This is a genomic window from Mycobacterium colombiense (assembly GCF_001665835.1).
Classification (GTDB): Bacteria; Actinomycetota; Actinomycetes; order Mycobacteriales; family Mycobacteriaceae; genus Mycobacterium; species Mycobacterium colombiense_A.
The window spans coordinates 44,209-65,301 of the sequence record NZ_LZSX01000091.1; the positions used below are offsets into that span (position 1 = coordinate 44,209).

Genomic DNA, 21,093 nt, shown 5'->3' on the forward strand with positions numbered 1-21,093 from the left:
TTGCGAAAATGCGGAAGGTATCGACGACCCTTTGGGTGGGGTTGCAACCATAAGCGTCGTGAGATCGCCGAGGCCAACCCACGCAGCCCAGAGATGCACGCTTGGTAACCGAGCCCCGTGTTGGCGGGCGGCGGACCGAACATTCGGAACGTCGCCCGCTCTACATTTTTCCGGTGCCGTTTCCCGGCCTTCGGTCACCGCTTCAGCTACCGGTTCGACATCGAGTCGGCAATCGAGACGGCCTCTTGCGCACCGGCTTTCATCGCCCGGCAACACAGCACCAGCCAGGCCCCCACGCCCTCCGGTGTGCCCCCGGCGAATCCCTGCGCGGCATCGCGATACGCGGCGGGCTGGCGCATCCAGCTGACCTCGGGCACACCCAGCCCGTGTGGGTCCAGCCCGCTGGCGATGGTCACCAATCTGGACACCGCGCGAGCCACCACACCGTCGGAGCTGCCGAACGGTTTCAGCGTCAGCAGTTCGCCGTGGGCGACGGCGGCAAGCACCGGCGCCGGGACGCGCGTGCGTCCGTTCACCAAGTCCGCCAACAACTCCAGTCGCGGGCCCACGCCGGCATCGGCCCGCGGGCGCCCCAACCGCTCGTCGTCGACCTGCTCCGCCGCGGCCAGCACGTGCAGGCGGGCCAGTGCCTGCAGCGGCGCCCGTCGCCAGATGGAGACGACGGGGCCTTCGCCGCCCTCCAGCGCCTGGGCCACCCGGAGCGCCCCTGCGAACACCGGATCGCTGATCTGCCCGGCATCGGCCAGATCCTCCAGCCGGACGGGGCCACCGTCGAGCACCGACGACGCGCGCGCCGCCCGCAGCGCCGCCTCGGCCGCGGTCACGGGCCAGCCGCGCAGGTTGGCGCGGTGGCGATGCGCACGACCCAGCGCGTCGCGGGCGCGGTCACTGGCCTCGGCGACGCCGGGCAGCTCCATCAGGGGGGCCAGCGGATCAGCTGTCACAACTTCACAACCTATCCCCGTCGGGTTTCGGCGCCCGCGGGATGGCGTCCAGCAACTGCCGGGTGTATTCGTGCCCGGGGTCGGTGAACAGCTCCTCGGTGCGCGCGTGTTCCACGACGCGGCCCGCCCGCATCACCAACACGTCGTCGGCGATCTGCCGGATCACCGCCAGGTCGTGGCTGATGAACAGGTAGGCCAGGCCCAGTTCGGCCTGCAGCTCGGCCAGTAAATCGAGAATCTGCGCCTGCACCAGCACGTCGAGCGCGGACACCGCCTCGTCGCAGACCAGCACCTCGGGCCGCAAGGCCAAGGCCCGCGCGATCGCGACCCGCTGACGTTGGCCGCCCGAGAGTTCGCGCGGCAACCTGCTCAGCACCGACGACGGCAGCGCCACCTGGTCGACGAGTTCGCGCACCGTTTTCTCGCGGTGTCTGCGGTCGCCCACGCGGTGGATCCGCAGCGGTTCCTCGATTGCGCGAAACACCGAGTACATGGGGTCCAGGCTGCTGTACGGATTCTGGAAGACCGGTTGCACGCGCCGGCGAAAGGCCATCATCGTGTCCCGGTCCGCCGCGTCGGAGATCTGCATGCCGTCGAAAACGACTGTGCCGGAAGTGGGTTGGAGCAGGCCGAGCGTCATGCGGGCCACCGTTGACTTTCCCGAGCCGGATTCGCCGACGATCGCCAGGGTGCGGGCCCGCTGCAGCCGGAACGACACCGCGTCGACCGCGCGAAACTCGCCACGCCGCCACGGTGCGCCGTGCGAATCCGGGTAGATCTTGGTGAGTTCCGAGGCGACGAGGATGTCGTCGGTCGGGGCGGGCGTCGGCCGGCCCGCGCGTGTCAGCGACGGAGCCGCGGCCACCAACCGCTGGGTGTACTCGTGTTGAGGTTCTCGCAGAATAGTCTGTGCGGCACCGGTTTCCACGACGACGCCGCGGTGGACGACGATGACGCGCTCCGCCCGTTCGGCGGCCAGCGCCAGATCGTGGGTGATCAGCAGCAGCGCGGTGCCCAGTTCGTCGGTGAGCCGCTGCAGATGGTCGAGGACCTGGCGCTGCACGGTGACATCGAGCGCGGACGTCGGCTCGTCGGCGATCAGCAGCTGCGGACGACCCGCCAACCCGATGGCGATCAGCGCGCGCTGGCACATGCCGCCCGACAATTGATGCGGGTACTTGCCCGCCTGCTTGGCCGGATCGGGCATGCCGGCCTGGGCGAGCAGTTCCACCGCCCGCCGCCGGGCCCGACGACCATCGGTGTTGGCCCGCAACGCTTCTCGGATCTGAAAGCCGACCTTCCAGACGGGGTTCAGGTTGGTCATCGGGTCTTGCGGCACGTAGCCGATGCGACGTCCCCTGATCGAGCGCAGCAGCCGACGATCCGCCGACGTGATGTCGATCCCGTCGAACGTGATGCGGCCGGCCGTGATTCGCCCTCCCGGGGGTAGCAGCCCGAGGATCGCGGCGGCCGTGGTGGACTTCCCGGATCCCGACTCGCCGACCACGGCGACGGTCTGGCCGCGCAGGACGCTCAGATCCACCCCGGCCACCGCGGGGGCGTGGTCGCCGAACCTGACCTCCAGGCCCTCGACCGTCAACAACGGCGCTTCCTCCGTGCTCATGCGCGCCTGGCCCGGGAGGCCGGATCGAGGGCATCGCGCAGCGCGTCGCCCATCATCATGAACGCGAGCACCGTCATCGCCAGCGCACCGGCGGGATAAAAGAGGATCGGCGATCCGGCCCGGAGCCGCGTCTGGGCGAGGTTGATGTCGCCGCCCCACGACACCACCGAACTCGGCAGGCCGACGCCGAGGTAGGACAGCGTGGCCTCGGTGACGATGAAGGCCCCCAGCGCGATCGTGGACATCGCGATCACCGGCCCCACCGCGTTGGGCAGGGCATGCCGGAGCAGCGTTTGAAACCTGCTCATCCCCAGCGCTTTAGCCGCGAGCACATAGTCGCTGCCCCGCACCTCCAGCACCGCGCCGCGGGCGATCCTGGCTATCTGCGGCCAGCCGAACAGGGCCAGGATGGCGATCACCGTCCACACCGTGCGATGGTGCAGAACCTGCATGAGCACGATCGCGGCCAGCAGCAGCGGCAGCCCGAAAAAGATGTCGGTGACGCGGGAGATGACGGCGTCGAGCCAGCCCCCGTAGAAGCCGGCGAACGCGCCCAACGCCCCGCCGACGACGAACACCAGCAGCGTGGCGCCCAACCCGACCGTCACCGACGCCCGCGCCCCATAGATGGTGCGCGCGTAGATGTCATGGCCCTGCAGGTCCGTGCCGAACCAGTGCGCCGCCGAAGGGCTGCGCAGGCTTTGGGCGGGATCGGCATAGCCGGGGTCGGCGTGGGTGAACAACGCGGGAAACAGTGCGATGAGAAGGATGAGGAGGATCAGCACGGCGGCGACGACGAACTTCGGACGGCGGTGCAACTTTCGCCAGGTTTCACCCCAAAAGCCAGAGTGCTCAGCCATAGCGGATCCTCGGGTCCAGCGCGGCGTAGAGCAGGTCGACCATCAGGTTGGTGATCAGATAGATCAGCACCAGCACGGTCACGATGGAGACCACCGTGGGAGCCTCTTGCCGGGTGACGGCCTGATAGAGCACGCCGCCCACGCCGTGGATGTTGAAAATGCCTTCGGTCACGATGGCCCCGCCCATCAGCGCCCCCAGGTCGGCGCCCAGAAACGTCACGACCGGGATCAGCGAGTTGCGCAGGATGTGCACGGTCACCACCCGTGGCCGCGACAGTCCCTTGGCGGTGGCGGTGCGGACATAGTCGGCGTGCGCATTGGCGGCCACCGCCGATCGGGTCAGCCGGACGATGTAGGCGAACGAGACCGAGCCCAAGACGATTCCGGGGAGCAGCAGGCGCGCGAAGGTCGCCCGTTCGCCCACGGTGACCGGCGCGATACCCAGCTTGACCCCGAACAGGAATTGGGCCAGGAAGCCCAGCACGAAGATCGGGATCGCGATGATGATCAGTCCGGCGATCAGCACCGTGGCATCGAAGAGTCCCCCCTGGCGTAGCCCGGAAATCACGCCGAACCCCACGCCCAACACCGCCTCGACGACCAGGGCGATCAAGGCGAGCCGGAGCGTCACCGGAAACGCATGTGCGAGAACGGCACTGACCGGTAAGCCGGAATAGGCGCGGCCCAGGTCGCCGTGCACGACGCCGCCCAGGTACCGCAGGTACTGCACGATGAAGGGATCGTCGAGGTGATAGCGAGCGCGCAGCGCGGCGGCCACGGCCGGCGTCAGCGGGCGATCCCCGGCGATGGCGGCCAGCGGGTCGCCGGGCAGCAGAAAGACCATGCCGTAGATCAGCAGGGTGGCGCCCAGGAAGACGGGCACCATGACGGCGATCCTGCGTGCGATGTACCAACCCATGTTCACGCCTTGACGATGTTCTCGTAGTCGGGCAGCCCGTTCCAGGTGACCTTGACGGCGCTGACCTCCGGCGACCATCCGACCACGGCGATGTAGTACCACAGCGGCACGGCGGGCATGTCGTGCAACAGGATTCGCTGCGCGACGTTGACCAGCGCGGCGGCCTGCCGTAGGTCGGGAGCCGCCTCGGCGGCAGCCAGGCCGGCATCGAATTCGCGGCTGGAATATCCGACGTCGTTGGATCCCGCACCGGTGGCGTACAGCGGGGCGAGGAATTCGATCATCGACGGATAGTCGCCCATCCAGCCGGCCCGGAACGCGGTGTCGATGGTGCGGTTGGTGATCTGGGTGCGAAACCCGGCGAAGGTGGGCTGCGGCGCACCGACGGCATCGATGCCCAGTACGTTTTTGATGCTGTTGGCCACCGCGTCCACCCACTCCTGATGGCCGCTGTCGGCGTTGTAGGCGATGGCGTACCGCCCGCTCCACGGCGAGATCGCGTTGGCCTGGGCCCAGAGTTGTTGTGCCCGACTTGGATTGAAGTCCAGTGCGTCACTGCCCGGGATGTTCGGATCGAATCCCGGCAACGAGCTGGCAGTGAAGTCGCGGGCCGGGCTGCGGGTGTTGTTGAAGATCTGCTGACAAATCTGCGGACGGTTGATCGCCGCCGACAGCGCCAGCCGGCGCAGCCGGCCTTCCTCGCCGCCGAAGTGCGGCAGCCGCAGCGGGGTGTCGACGGATTGGCTGACGGCGACGGGTCCGCGGGCGGCGTTGCCGCCCAGGTCGCGCTGGTAGATCGTCAACGCGCTGGACGGGATCGTGTCCAACACATCGAGGTTGCCGGACAGCAGGTCGGCGTAGGCGGTGTCCAGGTTCGAGTAGAACTCGAACCGCAGTCCCCTGTTGTGTGGTTTGCGGTTGCCGCGGTAATCGGGGTTGGGCCGCAGGTCGATTCGGACGTTGTGCTCCCACGCAGGCGCGTCGGGACCGTCGGCGAGTTGGTACGGGCCGTCGCCGATCGGGTGCTGCCCGAAAGCGCTCATGTCCCGAAAGGCCGCCTGCGGCAACGGATAGAACGCGCTGTGCCCCAGCCGCAGTTTGAAGTCGATGGTCGGCGCCTTCAGCCGGACGGTGAACTCCCGGTCGTTGATCACCCGTAGGCCGCTCATGGTGGTGGCCGTCGGCTTGCCGTCGCCGATCAGCCCGGCGACGGCGTCGTACCCGTCGATAGGGCTGAAAAAGCTCTGCTGCAGTTGGGCATTGGTGCTCAGCGCCCCGTAGTTCCATGCGTCGACGAAGGAATGGGCCGTCACCGGCGAGCCGTCGGTGAACGTCCAGCCGGGTTTGAGGACGATCCGGTAGTTGACATTGTCGGTGGTGTCGACCGACTGGGCGACCTCCGGCGACGGATTGCCGGCGGCGTCGTAGGACATCAGCCCGGCGAAGAGCCGATCGAGGATCCGGCCGCCCTGGCTGTCGTTGGTGCCGGTGGGAATCAGGGGATTCGGCGGTTCCCCGCCGTTGACCACCACCAGATCCGGGCTCAGCGCGCCGCCACCGCAACCGGCCAGCGAGGCGATCGTCAGCATCGCGGCGGCAACCGGGGCCAGCAAGGCCACCGGGGTCCGCATCCGACGCATGACACCCGACCCTAGGGCCTGAAGTCGCGCGACGGTGAAGTGCCCGGTACGGCTTGCCGCCGCCGGGCTATCCGGTTCCGCCGTATCCGGCCCATCCGGGTCACACGGCCGGCTATCCGCCGCGGCCGCGGACGCCGAACTCGGCCTCCACGCTCATCACCATCGGTGCTGTGCTGCTCGTCCTGGGCATCCTCGGCAACGCAGTGCGGGTCCTGTGGGAGCACGGTCGTGCATCGCGCACTACCGGTCAGTCGTCTCCGTCTACCGCAACCGCCGGGCCTGAGATCGGTCAGCGCTTCAGTGAATTCGAGGTCGGCATGGGCTCGTTCGACCGACCCACTGACTGCGCTGATGCTGTGGCGACCTACGAACTCGCCGCCAAAGGCGGTCCGACAACCATGTGCCCCGATGGCAAACGCGATGACTCTGTCTATTCGCGCCTCACCAACGAATCCCACATACTGCGTTTTGCCGCCAACCTTCAACCCGCCAACCTTCAACAGGGGCAGTGCTACCTCAGGACCGACGAGCGTACGACGGCGACGTGGACACCGGTCGATTGCACGCAATCTCGGTTCGCACGGTTCAAGGTCGACAAACGCATCGACGGCAGCACGGATAAAATGCAATGCCCGCCCGAAACCAGGGCCAACGCCTACCCCAAGCCCCCGCGCCTCTATTGCTTGGTGATCGTCGACTCCTGAGTCGCTCAGACTGCGGTGATCGGGTGCACCTGCAACGCGCAGGCGTCGATGGTCGCCGACACGGTCACCACATTGGTGGTGTCCGGCGGATTGACGATCAGATCGGTATAGGTGGGGCACGGCTTGCCGTCGGCGTCGACGGCGATGCCCTCGACGATGGCCTGCCCCTGCGTCGATATCGACAGCATGACCGTCGGCGGCTCAGTGACTCCGGCGGGCAGGCCGCCCATGTATCCGCGCAGCGAGGGCTGGGCATGAATCAACGGTCCGCCCGCACCCGAGTCGACCCCGGCGTATCCGGTGAGCGTGCACGGGTCGGCGCCGCCGGCGAGGCTGAACATCAGGGTCAGCGCGCGATGCCCTACGGCGCCCTCGGCGGGCGAGGCGGTGACGGCGATCTGGTCCGACCAGCACGGCGTCGGCGCGTCGGCGTTGTCGGCAGGCATGGCCGATGCGGGCCATCCCAGCGTGGTGGTCGCCGCGTAAATCGTTGCGGCCCCGGCAAAGCTGGGGGTTAGTCGGCGGATGCCCCGCCCATGACCCGGCACACAGGTGATTATCCGGCATCGGGGCACGGTTTGACCCCGGATTCACGCGCGCGGCTACCACTCGCACAGCTACACCTCACACGGCTAGGCTCGCAGTCGGCCACCGAACGGCGCAGTCTCGACACAGGAGAACCCAGTGACCGCCACCAATACCGCAGGTCCGTCGTCGTACCCGCCGCCCGCGCAATTCGCCGAGCAGGCCAATGCCGGCGAGGAGTTGTACCGCGAAGCCGAGCAGGACCGGTTGGCCTTCTGGGCCAAGCAGGCCAACCGGCTGTCGTGGGCGACGCCGTTCAGCGAGGTGCTGGACTGGTCCGAGGCACCGTTCGCCAAGTGGTTCGCCGACGGCAAGCTCAACGTCGCCTACAACTGCGTGGACCGCCATGTGGAGGCCGGGCACGGGGATCGGGTCGCCATCCACTGGGAGGGCGAACCCGCCGGCGATCACCGCAGCCTGACCTATTCGGATCTGCAAGCCGAGGTGTGCAAGGCCGCCAACGCGCTGACCGATCTCGGCCTGGTCGCCGGCGACCGGGTCGCGATCTACCTGCCCCTCATTCCGGAGGCGGTGATCGCGATGCTGGCCTGCGCACGCTTGGGCCTGATGCACAGCGTGGTGTTCGCCGGCTTCACCGCCAAGGCTTTGCAGGCCCGGATCGCCGACGCGCAGGCCAAGCTGCTCATCACCAGTGACGGCCAGTTCCGCCGCGGCAAGCCCGCGCCGTTGAAGGACGCGGCCGACGAGGCCGTCAAGGGCGATGACAGCCCCGTCGAGCACGTTCTTGTGGTGCGGCGCACCGGAATTGACGTGTCCTGGAACGACGAGCGCGACCTGTGGTGGCACGACGTCGTCGACGCCGCCTCTGCCGAGCACACCCCGGAATCCTTCGACGCGGAGAAGCCGCTGTTCCTGCTGTACACCTCGGGAACCACCGGCAAGCCCAAGGGAATCGTACACACCAGCGGCGGCTATCTGACCCACGCCGCCTACACGCACTACTACGTCTTCGACATCAAGGCCGAAACCGATGTGTTCTGGTGCACCGCCGACATCGGCTGGGTCACCGGGCACACGTACGGCGTGTACGGTCCGCTGGCCAACGGCGTGACCGAGGTCCTCTACGAGGGCACGCCCGACTCGCCCAGCCAGCACCGGCATTTCGAGATCATCGAAAAGTACGGTGTGACAATCTATTACACAGCGCCCACGCTGATTCGCACGTTCATGAAGTGGGGCCGCGAGATCCCGGACGCACACGACCTGTCCAGCCTGAGGCTGCTGGGTTCGGTGGGCGAACCGATCAACCCCGAGGCGTGGCGCTGGTACCGCAAGGTGATCGGCGCCGACAGCATTCCCGTTGTCGACACCTGGTGGCAGACCGAGACGGGCGCCACGATGATCTCCCCGCTGCCGGGAGTCGCTGCGGCCAAACCGGGTTCGGCGATGAGGGCGCTGCCGGGCATCTCGGCCAAGATCGTCGACGACCACGGCGATCAACTGGTGCCGGGCGTCCACAAGGGCGAGCACATCACCGGCTACCTGGTGTTGGACCAGCCGTGGCCGTCCATGCTGCGCGGCATCTGGGGTGATCCTGAGCGATACGTCGAGACCTACTGGTCCCGGTTCGCCGACCAGGGCTGGTATTTCGCCGGCGACAGCGCCTATTACGACCGCGACGGCGCCATCTGGGTGGTGGGCCGCATCGACGACGTCATGAACGTGTCGGGACACCGGCTGTCCACCGCCGAGGTGGAGTCGGCGCTGGTCGGCCACGTCGCGGTGGCCGAGGCGGCGGTGGTCGGGGCGACCGATTCGACCACCGGCCAGGCCATCTGCGCGTTCGTCGTCTTGTGCGCGGATTACCAAGTGCACGACGGGATCGTCGACGAGTTGCGCGTCGAGGTGGCCCGGGAGATCTCACCCATCGCCCGCCCGCGCGAGGTGCACGTGGTGCCCGAACTACCGAAGACCCGCAGCGGCAAGATCATGCGCCGGCTGCTGCGCGACATCGCCGAAAACCGCGAATTGGGTGACACCTCGACGCTGCTGGATCCCGGCGTCTTCGACGCGATCAGGGCGGCGAAGTAGTCGCTGCCGGTCAGCCCGGCAGCGGGCTGAACCCCGCACCCGGCCGGTGTTTTGCGTTGATGTCGGCGAGGGCGGCGTTGAACGACATCACCACCGCCGGGGTGTGCAGCGGGATGTACTTGATGATGCACGTCGGCAGGTTGTCACTGAATGCGCCGTGAATCATGCCGACGAGCAGGTTGTTGACGGTGACCGGCGCGCCGGAGTCACCCGGCTGGCCGCACACCTGCATGACGATCGTGCCTGGGTCCTGCCCCGGTCCCCAGGTGACGCCGCACGAATTACCCGTGGTTCGGCCCTGTTTGCAGGCGATCTGGCCGAAGGCCGGGTCGGGTCCGATGCCGCTGATCAGAAAGCCGTTGTAGTTGGCCACCGGTGTCACCTTGGCCGGGTCGAACTTGATCACCGCGTAGTCCAGGTTGTCATTGCCCGAAACCATGGCGCCCAGGATTCCCGCACCCTCGGCGCCCTCGGCCGCAACCTGCGCTCCCGGGCCCCCACAGTGCGCGGAGGTGAAGCCGATCAGCTCACCGGCGGCGTCGCCGCCGATGGTGGTCAGGGTGCACATCGTGTCCCCGTTGATGACGATGCCCGCTCCACCGCCCATCGGGATGCGGACGTCAGCCGCGGCGGCGCGGCCAAACGAACCCATCGTGGCCACAAGCAGGGCAACCATCGCCACCAAGAAGCATCGGTGCGCCCTTCGCACAGCCTTACTCCAATCAGTAGGCCGGAAATCACGACCGGCTTGGCCGAGTCTAATCGGCCGAGATGTGATGTTCGCGCTCCGAAAGCGCCGTGGCCCCGCGTCGTCGCCGACCGCCTTCTGGCCGAACCGAACTGGCCGCCGGGCGCTCGAACCTGCGGCGCGGTACTCGGCTGGCCTCGTCTGGCATCGCGCCACATGGCAACATAAACCGCGACGACAGCGAGCCGGGTGACGACGAAAGAGGACCGTCTGTGAGCAAAGCCGATGGCAAGAACGGTGTGCCCAGCACCCTGACCACGATTCCGTTGACCGACCCGCATGCCAAACCTGCCGAGCCGTCGATCGGTGATCTGATCAAAGACGCGACCACCCAGGTCTCCACGCTGGTGCGCGCCGAAGTCGAACTGGCCCGCGCCGAAATAACCCGGGATGTCAAAAAGGGTCTCACCGGCAGCGTCTTCTTCATCGCCGCGCTGGTGGTGCTGTTCTACTCCACCTTCTTTTTCTTCTTCTTCCTCGCCGAGCTGCTGGACACCTGGCTGTGGCGCTGGGTGTCGTTCCTGATCGTGTTCGGGATCATGGTGGTGGTCGGCGCCGTGCTGGCCCTGTTCGGCTTCCTCAAGGTGCGCCGGATCCGCGGACCGCGCGAGACGATCGAATCGGTCAAGGAGACGCGCAGCGCGCTGACGCCGGGCCACGACAAGGCCCCCGGCGGCGCCAAGGCGCTCCCCGAACCCCAAGGCAAGCACGCGAAGCCCGGCAACGGCGTTGCCGGCGATCCGTCGGGTTGGTAGATGGCGCCGCCGGATCCGTCGGTAACCCGCATCGAGGGACCGTGGCGCCATCTCGATGTGCACGCCAATGGCATCCGGTTCCACGTCGTCGAGGCGCGGAGCGACGCCGACGGCACGCCCGCGACGGCGCGCCCGCTGGTGATGCTGCTGCACGGTTTCGGATCGTTCTGGTGGTCGTGGCGTCATCAGCTGCGCGCACTGCGCGGCGCGCGAGTGGTCGCCGTCGACCTGCGCGGCTACGGCGGCACCGATAAGCCGCCCCGCGGCTACGACGGCTGGACGATGGCCGGCGACACCGCGGGACTCATTCGGGCACTGGGCCACTCCTCTGCCACCTTGGTGGGCCATGCCGACGGCGGGCTGGCGTGCTGGGCCACCGCCTTGCTGCATCCGCGGCTGGTGTCGGCGATCGCGCTGATCAGTTCACCGCATCCGGCGGCGTTGCGGCGATCCACGTTGACGCGACGCGATCAGGGCTATGCGCTGTTGCCGACGCTGCTTCAGTACCAAATACCGCTGTGGCCCGAGCGCGTGTTGACCCGGGACGACGGCGCCGAGATCGAGCGACTGGTCCGCAGTCGCAGCTGCGGCAAATGGCTTGCCTCCGAAGACTTCTCCGAAACCATCGGCCACCTGCGGACGGCGATTCAGATCCCGGCGGCCGCGCACTGCGCACTGGAATACCAGCGCTGGGCGGCGCGCAGCCAGCTGCGCGACGAGGGCCGGCGCTTCATGAGGTCGATGAGCCAGCAGCTCAGCGTGCCGTTGTTACACCTGCGCGGCGAGGCGGACCCGTACGTGCTGGCCGACCCGGTCGACCGTACTCGGCGCTATGCGCCCCAGGGCCGCTACGTATCCATAGCGGGCGCAGGGCATTTCAGCCATGAAGAGGCCCCCGAGGAAATCAACCGGCACCTGACGAAATTCCTCGAACAGGTGCACCTGACCCGAGCGAGATGAGCGCGCCGGCTCAGCCGACGCAGGAGCCGGTGCCCACCAGCTGGGTGTCACCGATCCTGGAGAGCTGACTGGCCACCTCGTCGGCGGTCAACACGAACCCGGTGTCGGGATCGTCGACCGCCGCGCCGAACACCACACCGAGCACGTGCCCGTCGAGGTCGATCAACGGCCCACCCGAATTGCCTTGCTCCACACTGGCTCTGATCGTGTACACGTCACGGGTGACCGGGGCCGGATCCCGGTAGATGTCGGGGCCGCTCAACTTGATCAGCTCGCGAATCCTGGCCGGGGTCGCGGTGAAGTTCCCGCCACCGGGATACCCCAGGACTACCACGCTGGCACCGGTTTTCGCGTCGCCCTGCGCGAAAGCCAGTGGGGGCGGCGGCAAATTGGGGACGGAGAGGATCGCGATGTCGACCGCCGGATCGTAGGACACCACGGTGGCGTCCAGCGGATTGCCGCTGGCATAGATCTGCACGCTGTTGGATCCGGCCACCACGTGCGCGTTGGTCATCACCCGGTCGGGTGCAATCACGAATCCACTGCCCTCCAACACTTTCTGGCAGCTGGGGGCCAGGCTGCGCACCTTGACCACGCTGGGCGCGGTGGCCTGCACCACCGGGTTGCCGGCCAGCTCGGGATCCGGTGAGGCGACGGGAATGACCGGGGTGCGGCTGAACGGCTCCAGCACCGCGGGCAGGCCGGAGGTGTTCAGCAACGCGGACAGCCGCTTGGGCACCGTCTTGAGCCAGGGCGGCGCTACGTCGTTGACCTGAGCCAACACTCGCGAACCGCGGACGGCGGCGGCCAGCTCCGGCTGGTCCTTGGACTGGGTCAGCGGCGTCGCCAGCAACCACGCGGCGGTCAGCACCACGACGAGCTGGACCGCCACCCCGATGACCGAGTCGACCGTGCGGATCGAACGGCTGCGGATCGCGCCGCGCACGGCGCGTCCCAGCACCACACCGGCGACCTCACCGATGACGACCAGCGCGAGGATCAAGAACAGTGCGGCAAACAATTTCGCCCGCGGCGCCGCGATGTGGCTGACCAGGTGGGGCGCCAGCAGCACGCCCGCGATCGCGCCGAGCAACACGCCGACGAACGAGAGCAACGAGCCCAGCGCGCCCGACCGCCAGCCCGAGATCGCCGCAATGAAGGCGACCGCCAGGACGGCGACGTCCAGCCACTGCGACGGGCTCATGGAATTCATCGAGACCCGCTCTCGTCGCCGACCAGCGCCATCGCCGCGTCCAACTCCCGCTCGTCGCTGGTGTCCCACGGCTGGGCCCAGCCGGCGACGTCCAGCAGCGCAGAAATCACCTGGCCGGTGAATCCCCAGACCAGCATCTGGTTGAGCAGAAACGCCGGACCGGCCCATCGGCGGCCGAGATCGCCGCGGTACACCATCAGTCGGTTGTCCGGGTTGATGAAGGCGCGCACCGGAACTCGCGCGACGATCGCCGTTTCGGCCTCGTTGACGACGGCCACCGGGCCGGGGTCCGGCGAGTAGGCCAGCACCGGGACGACGTGAAACTGCGACGGCGCGATGAACATCTTTTCCATCGTGGCCAGGGGGTACAGCCTGCTGACGTCGATGCCGGTTTCCTCACGGGCCTCGCGCAGCGCGGTATCGATCGGGCCGGCGTCGGTGGGATCGGCGGCACCGCCGGGAAACGCCGCCTGGCCGGCGTGGTGGCGCAGGGTCGACGCCCGCACGGTGACCAGCAGGTCGGCGTCGTCGGGGAAACCGCCGTCGGGTGCGCCGGATTCCGGCCCTGAGAACAACACCAGCACAGCGGCTTCGCGGCTCGCGCCGCGCAGGGTCGCCACCGCCGACGCGGCCTTGTTGGTGATCATCGCCAGCACGTCGGCCGGCAGGCGGCGCCGGGCCGCGTCCGGAACGTCATCGACGTGGTCGACCAGCGGACGCAGCCAGGACGGGCAGGCGTCAGGCCTCAGCGAAACGTGCCCGCGCGCGGGAGCGGGGTCCCCATTCCGCAGGGGCGAACCCCCAGCACTCACGGCCCCTCCAGTCGGTTCAATTTTTCCGCTTATCCCCTGTCGTTGCCGATCGCGGCCGCGATCTCATCGGCAGTGGTGAAAGCTCGTGGCAGCGTTTGGGCAACGCTACCGTCCGGCCGCAGGACCACCGTCGCGGGCATCACATTTACCACCCGCAGCGCGGCCGCGACCCGGCGACGTCCGTCCTGCAGGGTCGGCAGCCGCACCCCGAGCTCGGCCAGTCGCAGCAGTGCCGCGGTCTCGTTCTCGTCTTGATGCACCGTCACCACCGTCACGTCCGAACCGGCCCGACGTTGATACTCGGCCATCGCGGGCAGTTCGGCCGCGCACGGCGCGCACCAATATGCCCACAAGTTGAGGACCACCCTGCGCCCGGCCAGCGCGCGGGCGACGTCGACCAGGGAACCGTCGGCGGCGCACTCGGCCGTCACCCCGCGCAGCGCCGCGGGACCGTCGCCAGTTCCGGCGCCGGGGCACGGCGGCAGGTTGGCGCGCTGGCGCGGACCCGCCAGCGCGGCGGGCGTGTCGGCGTCGCGGTGTTCCCGGTCGGCCACCGGCTGATCGCTCGCGGGCGTCGACGTCGAGGCGGAGTCGTCGCGCAGCTGGGCGACCAGCGCCACGATCAGCGCCGCCACCACCGTCAGAATCGCGATGTGCCAGCGAGCCTTCCGGGTCAGCCTCCAGTTAGGCATGCGGTCCCTGCGCGTCGGTCGCGGGCCGGCTTACAGCCCGGCCAGGGCGAGCAGGTGCTCGGTTTCCGGGCCCTTCACCAGTGGCGCGGCCAACGCCGGTTCGGTGGGGCCGAGGCCGAAGGAGGGGCAGTCTTTGGCGATCAGGCAGACGCCGCACGCCGGTTTGCGCGCATGGCAGACCCGGCGGCCGTGGAAGATCACCCGGTGGCTCAACATGGTCCACTCACCGCGTTCGATGAGCTCACCGACGGAGTGCTCGATTTTGACCGCGTCCTTGTCGGCGGTCCAGCGCCACCGGTGCACCAGCCGCGCGAAATGGGTGTCGACCGTGATGCCGGGGACGCCGAAGGCGTTTCCCAGGATGACGTTGGCCGTCTTGCGTCCGACCCCGGGCAGGCTGACCAGTTCGGCCATGGTCGACGGCACGTCGCCGTCGAATCGTTCGACCAGGGCCTGCCCCAGGCCGATCAGCGAGGACGCCTTGTTGCGGAAAAATCCGGTCGGCCGGATCAGGGTTTCCAGCTCGTCGCGGTCCGCCTGGGCGTAATCCAGCGCCGACGGGTACCGCTTGAACAGTGCGGGCGTCGTCAGATTGACGCGCTTATCGGTGCTCTGCGCCGAAAGGATTGTGGCGACCGTCAATTCGAGCGGTGTGCTGAAGTCCAGCTCGCAGTGAGCGTCCGGAAACGCTTGTGCCAGAGCACGATTCATGCGTCGCGCCCGTCGCACCAAGCCGACTCGGGTTTCCTCTGACCAGCGTCGGGCATCACCGCCGCCGGGCGGGGCCGGAGTCGATTTCGAACGCCCGGACGACTTAGCCGCTGTCACCTACGACAGAGTACTGATTTCGTGATCTCACCGAGACCCCGAGTTGATTCCAGGCGATGTTTACTCTTCGTGTGTCGTGGTTGCTGGTGGCCGGTGTTCCGGCGCTGCTGATGCTGGCGGCGCTGGGTCTCGGGCGGCTCGAGTCCGAGCTCGCCCCTGGAGCCTTGGCGGTGACCGACGTCGACGAATTCCTGGAGCGCGCCGGCGGCGTGGACATGCACACGCTCGCCTCCGAGGGCATGCCCGAGGCGTTGGAATACCTGCATCGGCGCGAGCTCGCGCAGCTGTCTGAGGCACCGGCGAACGGGCGCGTTGGCGGACCGCGTCACGCCGCGCCGTCGTTTGCCGTCAGCTTCGTCGACCGCGATGAGATGACTTTGCCGACCCGGATCCACGGCCATTCGCACGTCAATCCGCAGTTTAGGGCACCTCGACACGCCAATCGTGTGTAGCGTTGGCACGTTAGACACAACGGCGTTCCTCTAGACTCGTCACGCGAGCAAGGGGTTAGCCTGCCCGTATCACATTAATTTTCTGGGAAAGTTGAAGAGGCAACGTGGACGAGATCCTGGCAAGGGCAGGAATCTTCCAAGGGGTTGAACCCGGCGCAGTCACAGCGCTGACCAAGCAGCTGCAACCCGTCGACTTCCCCCGGGGACACACGGTCTTCGCCGAGGGGGAACCCGGCGATCGGCTGTACATCATCGTCTCGGGGAAGGTGAAGATCGGTCGCCGGTCGCCCGACGGTCGCGAGAACCTGCTGACGATCATGGGCCCGTCCGACATGTTCGGCGAGCTGTCGATCTTCGACCCGGGTCCGCGGACGTCCAGCGCCACCACCATCACCGAGGTGCGCGCGGTGTCGATGGATCGCGACGCGCTGCGCGCGTGGATCGCCGATCGTCCCGAGATCGCCGAGCAGTTGTTGCGGGTCCTGGCCCGACGGCTGCGCCGCACCAACAACAACCTGGCCGACCTGATCTTCACCGACGTGCCCGGCCGGGTGGCCAAGCAGCTGCTGCAGCTCGCCCAGCGCTTCGGCACCCAGGAGGGCGGCGCCATGCGGGTCACCCACGACCTGACGCAGGAAGAGATCGCGCAGCTGGTCGGGGCGTCCCGGGAGACGGTGAACAAGGCGCTGGCCGACTTCGCCCACCGCGGCTGGATCCGCCTGGAGGGCAAGAGCGTGCTGATCTCGGATTCCGAGCGGCTGGCCCGCCGAGCCAGGTAAGCGCGCGCACCCGCCGCGCCGTTCGGCCGGCCGTCGCCACACCAGTCACATCCGCACCACCGTCCCACCCATGAGGTGAGTTCAAAACGTGCTAGCGCCGGTGCTAGCGCGTTTCAGAAGCACTGTGTCCCTCCATTTCCGGGACTCATGGGGCGGTAGTGACTCATCCCAACGCAGTTACGCCGATGGCTCCGAGCGCAGGTGATTCAGCTGCACCTGCACCGACCACTCGGCCGCGTCCCACAACTTCTCGTCGACATCGACGTAGACGTGTTCGACGATGCGGCGGGCGCTGGCGTCCTCCCCCAGCTCCCGCACCGCCGATCGCACCTGATCCAGTCGCTCCCGCCGGTGTTCGAGGTAGCCCTGCGCGACGCTTTCCAGATCGGTCAGCTCTGGGCCGTGGCCGGGCAGCACCGTCCGCCGGCCCAGGCCGCGCAGCCGCCGCAGCGACTCCAGGTAGTCCGTGAGGCTGCCGTCCTCCTTGTCGAGGACGGCCGTGCCCCGGCCCAGGATTGTGTCCGCGGTCAACACGGCGTCGTCGAGCAGGAAGGACAGCGAATCGGCGGTGTGGCCCGGAGTCGCCATGACCTTTATCTTGAGGCCTGCGGCATTGATCACCTCGCCGTCGGTCAGCTCGCCGCCGAGGCCACGCAGAAAACCGCTGCCCGCCGAGCGGACGGTCGCGCCGGTCCGCTCGACCAGCTTGTCGATGCCGTCGGTGTGATCGCTGTGCCGGTGGCTGATCAGGACGAGAGCGATCCGGCCGAGCGCGGCCACCCGTGCGATGTGCTCGTCGTCGTCGGGCCCGGGATCGACGATGACCAGCTCGTCGCTGCGCGGGCCGCGCAGCACCCAAGTGTTGGTGCCCTCGAGCGTGAGCAGCCCCGGGTTATCGGCCAGCAGAACCGACGCGGTCTCGGTGACCGGCCGCAACTTGGCGTACGCGGGATGGGTCAGCGACTCGGCGGCCTGCGTCACGGCGTCAGCCGACCTCGACGATCAGCTCCACTTCCACCGGCGCATCCAGTGGCAGCTCGGAGACGCCGACCGCCGAGCGCGCATGCGCGCCACGCTCGCCGAACACCTCGGCGAGCAGCTCGGACGCCCCATTGATGACGCTGGGCTGGCCGTTGAATCCCGGCGCGGAGGCGACGAATCCGACCACCTTCACCACCCGGGCCACCTCGTCGATGCCCACCAGCGAGTCGACGGCCGCCAGCGCATTGAGCGCACAGATCCGCGCCATCGCCCTGCCCTCATCCGGGCTGATACCGGCGCCGACCTTGCCGGTGGCCAACAGCTTGCCGTCCTGCATCGGGAGCTGGCCCGCCGTGTAGACCAGGTTTCCGGTGCGCACCGCCGGTACGTAGGAGGCCAGCGGCGCAACCACCTCCGGCAGCGCGAGCCCGAGCTGCCCGAGCCGGGCCGAAGCACTCATCCGACCCGACCCTTTACTTGGGGCGCTTCAGATACGCGACGTGCTGCTCGCCGGTCGGCCCTTGCAGCACCGACACCAATTCCCAGCCGTCGGCACCCCACTGGTCGAGGATCTGTTTGGTGGCATGCGTCAGCAGCGGAACCGTGACGTACTCCCATGCGGTCGGTTGGCTCATGCCGCGAGCTTATCGGTCGCAGCTGAACCGCTCCGGCCAGCCCAAGGGCCCGTCGGGCTAGCATGCGAAGGTGGCAACCACATCGGGCGGCGGAGCTGCCGTCGGCTGGCCTGCGCGCTTGACGAAGGCCCGTTTACATTTCGTGACCGGCAAGGGCGGCACGGGCAAGTCGACCATCGCGGCCGCGCTGGCGCTGACCCTGGCCGCCGGGGGCCGCAAGGTCCTGCTCGTGGAAGTCGAGGGCCGCCAAGGGATTGCGCAACTCTTCGACGTCCCACCGCTGCCGTATCAGGAGGTGAAGATCGCGACCGCCGAACGCGGCGGTCAGGTCAACGCCCTGGCGATCGACATCGAGGCCGCGTTCCTGGAATACCTCGACATGTTCTACAACCTGGGCATTGCGGGCCGCGCAATGCGCCGCATCGGCGCGATCGAGTTCGCGACGACGATCGCGCCGGGTCTGCGTGACGTGCTGTTGACCGGCAAGATCAAGGAGACGGTGATCCGGGTCGACAAGAATCGGCTTCCGGTTTATGACGCGATCGTCGTCGACGCCCCGCCGACCGGACGGATCGCGCGCTTCCTGGATGTCACCAAGGCGGTGTCCGATTTGGCGAAGGGCGGGCCGGTGCATTCGCAGGCCGACGGGGTGGTGAAGTTACTGCACTCCGAGCAGACGGCCATTCACTTAGTCACCCTGCTGGAGGCGTTGCCGGTTCAGGAGACGCTGGAAGCCATCCAGGAGCTTGCCGAGATGCAGCTGCCGATCGGCAGCGTGATCGTCAACCGCAACATCCCCACTTACTTGCAGCCGGCCGATCTGGCGAAGGCCGCCGAGGGGGACGTCGATGCGGACTCGGTGCGGGCCGGATTGGAAAAGTCCGGAATCAGCTTGAACGACAAGGACTTCGCGGGCCTCCTGACGGAGACCATCGAGCATGCGACGGTCATCGCTACGCGCGCCGAGATCGCGCAACAGCTCGATGCGTTGAAGGTGGCGCGACTGGAATTACCGGCCATTTCCGACGGGGTCGACCTCGGTAGCCTCTACGAGCTGTCGGAATCGCTTGCACAGCAGGGGGTTCGATGAGCGTCACACCCCAACGGCTTGACATGGCGGCCATCCTGGCCGACACCACCAACCGTGTGGTGGTCTGTTGCGGCGCGGGTGGGGTGGGCAAGACCACCACCGCGGCCGCGATCGCGCTGCGCGCCGCCGAGTACGGGCGCAACGTCTGCGTTCTGACGATCGATCCGGCCAAACGCCTGGCCCAGGCGCTGGGGGTCAGCGACCTCGGCAACACGCCGCAGCGAGTCCCGCTCGCGGCGGACGTTCCCGGCGAGCTGCACGCGATGATGCTCGACATGCGTCGCACCTTCGACGAGATGGTGGTCCAGTACTCCGGACCCGGTCGCGCACAAGCGATTCTGGACAACCAGTTCTATCAAACGGTTGCCAGTTCACTCGCCGGCACGCAGGAGTACATGGCGATGGAGAAGCTGGGCCAGCTGCTGGCCGAGGATCGCTGGGACCTGGTGGTGGTCGACACCCCGCCGTCGCGCAACGCGCTGGACTTCCTGGATGCGCCCAAACGGCTGGGCAGCTTCATGGACAGCCGGCTGTGGCGGCTGCTGCTGGCGCCGGGCCGGGGCATCGGGCGGTTGGTTACCGGCGCAATGGGTTTGGCGATGAAGGCGATATCCACCATCCTGGGTTCACAGATGCTCGGGGACGCCGCGGCATTCGTGCAGTCGCTGGACGCCACCTTCGGCGGCTTCCGCGAGAAGGCCGATCGCACCTACGCGCTGCTGAAAAGGCGTGGGACGCAGTTCGTTGTGGTGTCGGCGGCCGAGCCGGACGCGCTGCGCGAGGCGGCCTTCTTCGTCGACCGGCTGTCGCAGGAAGGGATGCCGCTCGCCGGGCTGGTCCTCAACCGCACCCATCCGCCGTTGTGCTCCCTGCCGGCCGAGCGGGCGATCGACGGCAGCGAAATGCTGGACCACGACGCCGACTCCGAGGCGGCGTCGCTGGCCTCGGCGGTACTGAAGATTCACGCCGACCGGGCGCAGACCGCCAAGCGGGAGATCAGATTGCTTTCGCGGTTCACCGGCGCCAATCCGCACGTGCCGGTCATCGGCGTTCCCTCGCTGCCGTTCGATGTCTCGGATCTGGAGGCGCTGCGCGCGCTGGCCGATCAGATCACTTCGGTCGGCGACGGCCGGGCAGCGGCCCGCTGAATCGCTTTCAACTCGGTGGCCCCGGCCTGCCGTAACAGAAACGTAATCACGAGCGGTGGGCCAGTCAGCTCTTCGGTCCAGCCGCTGGCGGGGTGCCCCGTCAGCGGCGAAGGGTCAGCCGACGCTGCGGGTCCGCCTCTTGTCGAAGAAGTCCGCCCAGGAAACCACCTCGGGGTGTTGCTTGAGCAGGGCGCGGCGCTGCCGCTCGGTCATGCCGCCCCAGACCCCGAACTCGACCTTGTTGTCCAGCGCGTCTGCCCCACACTCCTGCATCACCGGGCAATGCCGGCAGATCACTGCCGCCTTACGCTGGGCGGCGCCGCGGACAAACAATTCGTCGGGATCGGTGGTCCGGCATAACGCCTTCGAGACCCACGCAATCCGTTCTTCGGAATCGACACTGTGGAGTATCCCTTGTGCGGCTGCAATGTTTGTCCTACGCGCCGCCGGCCGTATTGGTGACACGAACTGTTCCCTTTCCCTACCGGCCGCCCGTCACGGCCGCCCTCCTTGGGGTGCAGATCCAGTCTCGCGATCTACGCCACACTGTGTACTTCGGTGTTATCTGAATCTCACCGTGTGTCTAAGTTAGGTGGTCAGGTGCCAATTGCGCAACAGTCCGATAACGCTTTTTTTGGGACGAGCGTCCAG

23 protein-coding genes are annotated in these 21,093 nt (G+C 67.8%); 8 read left to right on the forward strand and 15 right to left on the reverse strand.

Going from position 1 to position 21,093, the window contains the following annotated elements; translation table 11 throughout:
- Nucleotides 1–206 precede the first annotated feature (206 nt).
- Genes A5760_RS23450 through A5760_RS23470 form a run of 5 tightly spaced genes read right to left on the reverse strand, consistent with a single transcriptional unit; the run spans nt 207 to nt 5,999 of the window.
- Nucleotides 207–965 (reverse strand): hypothetical protein, encoded by a 759-nt coding sequence (locus tag A5760_RS23450; protein WP_064885268.1) that lies wholly within the window; start codon nt 963–965, stop codon nt 207–209.
- A gap of 4 nt (nt 966–969) precedes the next feature.
- Nucleotides 970–2,589, reverse strand: coding sequence for a dipeptide ABC transporter ATP-binding protein (locus tag A5760_RS23455; protein ID WP_064885270.1), 1,620 nt, complete (start codon nt 2,587–2,589; stop codon nt 970–972).
- Complete coding sequence (locus A5760_RS23460) at nt 2,586–3,449, reverse strand: ABC transporter permease (protein ID WP_064885272.1); 864 nt, start codon at nt 3,447–3,449, stop codon at nt 2,586–2,588. Before A5760_RS23460 ends, A5760_RS23455 begins: the two co-directional genes overlap by 4 nt.
- Entirely contained in the window at nt 3,442–4,368 is a 927-nt protein-coding gene (locus A5760_RS23465; protein WP_064885274.1) for an ABC transporter permease, read from the reverse strand. The genes A5760_RS23460 and A5760_RS23465 overlap by 8 nt, the downstream gene beginning before the upstream one ends.
- A gap of 2 nt (nt 4,369–4,370) precedes the next feature.
- Nucleotides 4,371–5,999 (reverse strand): peptide ABC transporter substrate-binding protein, encoded by a 1,629-nt coding sequence (locus A5760_RS23470; protein ID WP_419538273.1) that lies wholly within the window; start codon nt 5,997–5,999, stop codon nt 4,371–4,373.
- 179 nt (nt 6,000–6,178) lie between these two features.
- Here A5760_RS23470 and A5760_RS23475 point away from each other — a divergent pair, with 179 nt between their 5' ends.
- Complete coding sequence (locus A5760_RS23475; RefSeq protein ID WP_155764437.1) at nt 6,179–6,712, forward strand: LppU/SCO3897 family protein; 534 nt, start codon at nt 6,179–6,181, stop codon at nt 6,710–6,712.
- 5 nt (nt 6,713–6,717) lie between these two features.
- Here the strand turns inward: A5760_RS23475 and A5760_RS23480 are convergent, their stop codons facing one another.
- Complete coding sequence (locus tag A5760_RS23480; RefSeq protein ID WP_196772189.1) at nt 6,718–7,260, reverse strand: DUF4232 domain-containing protein; 543 nt, start codon at nt 7,258–7,260, stop codon at nt 6,718–6,720.
- A gap of 136 nt (nt 7,261–7,396) precedes the next feature.
- Between A5760_RS23480 and acs the strand changes: the two genes are divergently transcribed.
- Nucleotides 7,397–9,349 (forward strand): acetate--CoA ligase, encoded by a 1,953-nt coding sequence (gene acs, locus A5760_RS23485; RefSeq protein WP_064885282.1) that lies wholly within the window; start codon nt 7,397–7,399, stop codon nt 9,347–9,349.
- 10 nt (nt 9,350–9,359) lie between these two features.
- On the opposite strand, the gene A5760_RS23490 is transcribed toward acs, so the two are convergent.
- A complete protein-coding gene (locus A5760_RS23490; protein WP_155764438.1) occupies nt 9,360–10,058 on the reverse strand; it encodes a serine protease in 699 nt (232 codons plus the stop codon).
- Nucleotides 10,059–10,309: 251 nt separating this feature from the next.
- On the opposite strand from A5760_RS23490, the gene A5760_RS23495 reads away from it, so the two are divergent.
- Both A5760_RS23495 and A5760_RS23500 read left to right on the forward strand, forming a co-directional pair.
- Nucleotides 10,310–10,852, forward strand: coding sequence for a phage holin family protein (locus A5760_RS23495; protein WP_064885284.1), 543 nt, complete (start codon nt 10,310–10,312; stop codon nt 10,850–10,852).
- On the forward strand, nt 10,853–11,812 hold the full coding sequence (locus A5760_RS23500; protein ID WP_064885286.1) for an alpha/beta fold hydrolase: 960 nt from the start codon (nt 10,853–10,855) through the stop codon (nt 11,810–11,812). It abuts the gene before it with no gap.
- A gap of 10 nt (nt 11,813–11,822) precedes the next feature.
- Here A5760_RS23500 and marP read toward each other — a convergent pair whose 3' ends face one another.
- From marP to nth, 4 genes are read right to left on the reverse strand one after another with little or no spacing between them, the layout of a single operon-like run.
- A complete protein-coding gene (marP, locus tag A5760_RS23505; protein WP_155764439.1) occupies nt 11,823–13,016 on the reverse strand; it encodes an acid resistance serine protease MarP in 1,194 nt (397 codons plus the stop codon).
- Between the two features lie 5 nt (nt 13,017–13,021).
- Nucleotides 13,022–13,837 (reverse strand): NUDIX hydrolase, encoded by an 816-nt coding sequence (locus tag A5760_RS23510; RefSeq protein WP_064885290.1) that lies wholly within the window; start codon nt 13,835–13,837, stop codon nt 13,022–13,024.
- Between the two features lie 29 nt (nt 13,838–13,866).
- Complete coding sequence (locus tag A5760_RS23515) at nt 13,867–14,529, reverse strand: TlpA family protein disulfide reductase (RefSeq protein ID WP_064885292.1); 663 nt, start codon at nt 14,527–14,529, stop codon at nt 13,867–13,869.
- 30 nt (nt 14,530–14,559) lie between these two features.
- Nucleotides 14,560–15,240, reverse strand: a complete 681-nt coding sequence (gene nth, locus A5760_RS23520; protein ID WP_064885294.1) for an endonuclease III — start codon at nt 15,238–15,240, stop codon at nt 14,560–14,562.
- Between the two features lie 173 nt (nt 15,241–15,413).
- Here nth and A5760_RS23525 point away from each other — a divergent pair, with 173 nt between their 5' ends.
- Entirely contained in the window at nt 15,414–15,809 is a 396-nt protein-coding gene (locus A5760_RS23525; protein ID WP_231122723.1) for a hypothetical protein, read from the forward strand.
- Nucleotides 15,810–15,913: 104 nt separating this feature from the next.
- Nucleotides 15,914–16,588 (forward strand): cAMP-activated global transcriptional regulator CRP, encoded by a 675-nt coding sequence (gene crp, locus A5760_RS23530; protein ID WP_036465140.1) that lies wholly within the window; start codon nt 15,914–15,916, stop codon nt 16,586–16,588.
- A gap of 177 nt (nt 16,589–16,765) precedes the next feature.
- Here crp and A5760_RS23535 read toward each other — a convergent pair whose 3' ends face one another.
- From A5760_RS23535 to A5760_RS26830, 3 genes are read right to left on the reverse strand one after another with little or no spacing between them, the layout of a single operon-like run.
- Nucleotides 16,766–17,569: an MBL fold metallo-hydrolase gene (locus A5760_RS23535; RefSeq protein ID WP_064885298.1), complete on the reverse strand. Its 804-nt coding sequence runs from the start codon at nt 17,567–17,569 to the stop codon at nt 16,766–16,768.
- Between the two features lie 4 nt (nt 17,570–17,573).
- Nucleotides 17,574–18,029: a RidA family protein gene (locus A5760_RS23540; protein WP_064885300.1), complete on the reverse strand. Its 456-nt coding sequence runs from the start codon at nt 18,027–18,029 to the stop codon at nt 17,574–17,576.
- A gap of 13 nt (nt 18,030–18,042) precedes the next feature.
- Complete coding sequence (locus A5760_RS26830) at nt 18,043–18,204, reverse strand: DUF4177 domain-containing protein (RefSeq protein WP_007772224.1); 162 nt, start codon at nt 18,202–18,204, stop codon at nt 18,043–18,045.
- A gap of 70 nt (nt 18,205–18,274) precedes the next feature.
- Between A5760_RS26830 and A5760_RS23545 the strand changes: the two genes are divergently transcribed.
- The gene (locus A5760_RS23545) at nt 18,275–19,294 is read left to right on the forward strand and encodes an ArsA-related P-loop ATPase (RefSeq protein WP_064885302.1); all 1,020 of its coding nucleotides are present in this window, start codon (nt 18,275–18,277) and stop codon (nt 19,292–19,294) included.
- Entirely contained in the window at nt 19,291–20,442 is a 1,152-nt protein-coding gene (locus A5760_RS23550; RefSeq protein WP_064885304.1) for an ArsA family ATPase, read from the forward strand. The genes A5760_RS23545 and A5760_RS23550 overlap by 4 nt, the downstream gene beginning before the upstream one ends.
- Nucleotides 20,443–20,556: 114 nt before the next feature.
- Here the strand turns inward: A5760_RS23550 and A5760_RS23555 are convergent, their stop codons facing one another.
- Nucleotides 20,557–20,907 carry a WhiB family transcriptional regulator gene (locus tag A5760_RS23555; RefSeq protein ID WP_064885306.1) on the reverse strand — a complete coding sequence of 117 codons (351 nt, stop codon included), beginning with the start codon at nt 20,905–20,907 and terminating at the stop codon, nt 20,557–20,559.
- Nucleotides 20,908–21,093: the final 186 nt, after the last annotated feature.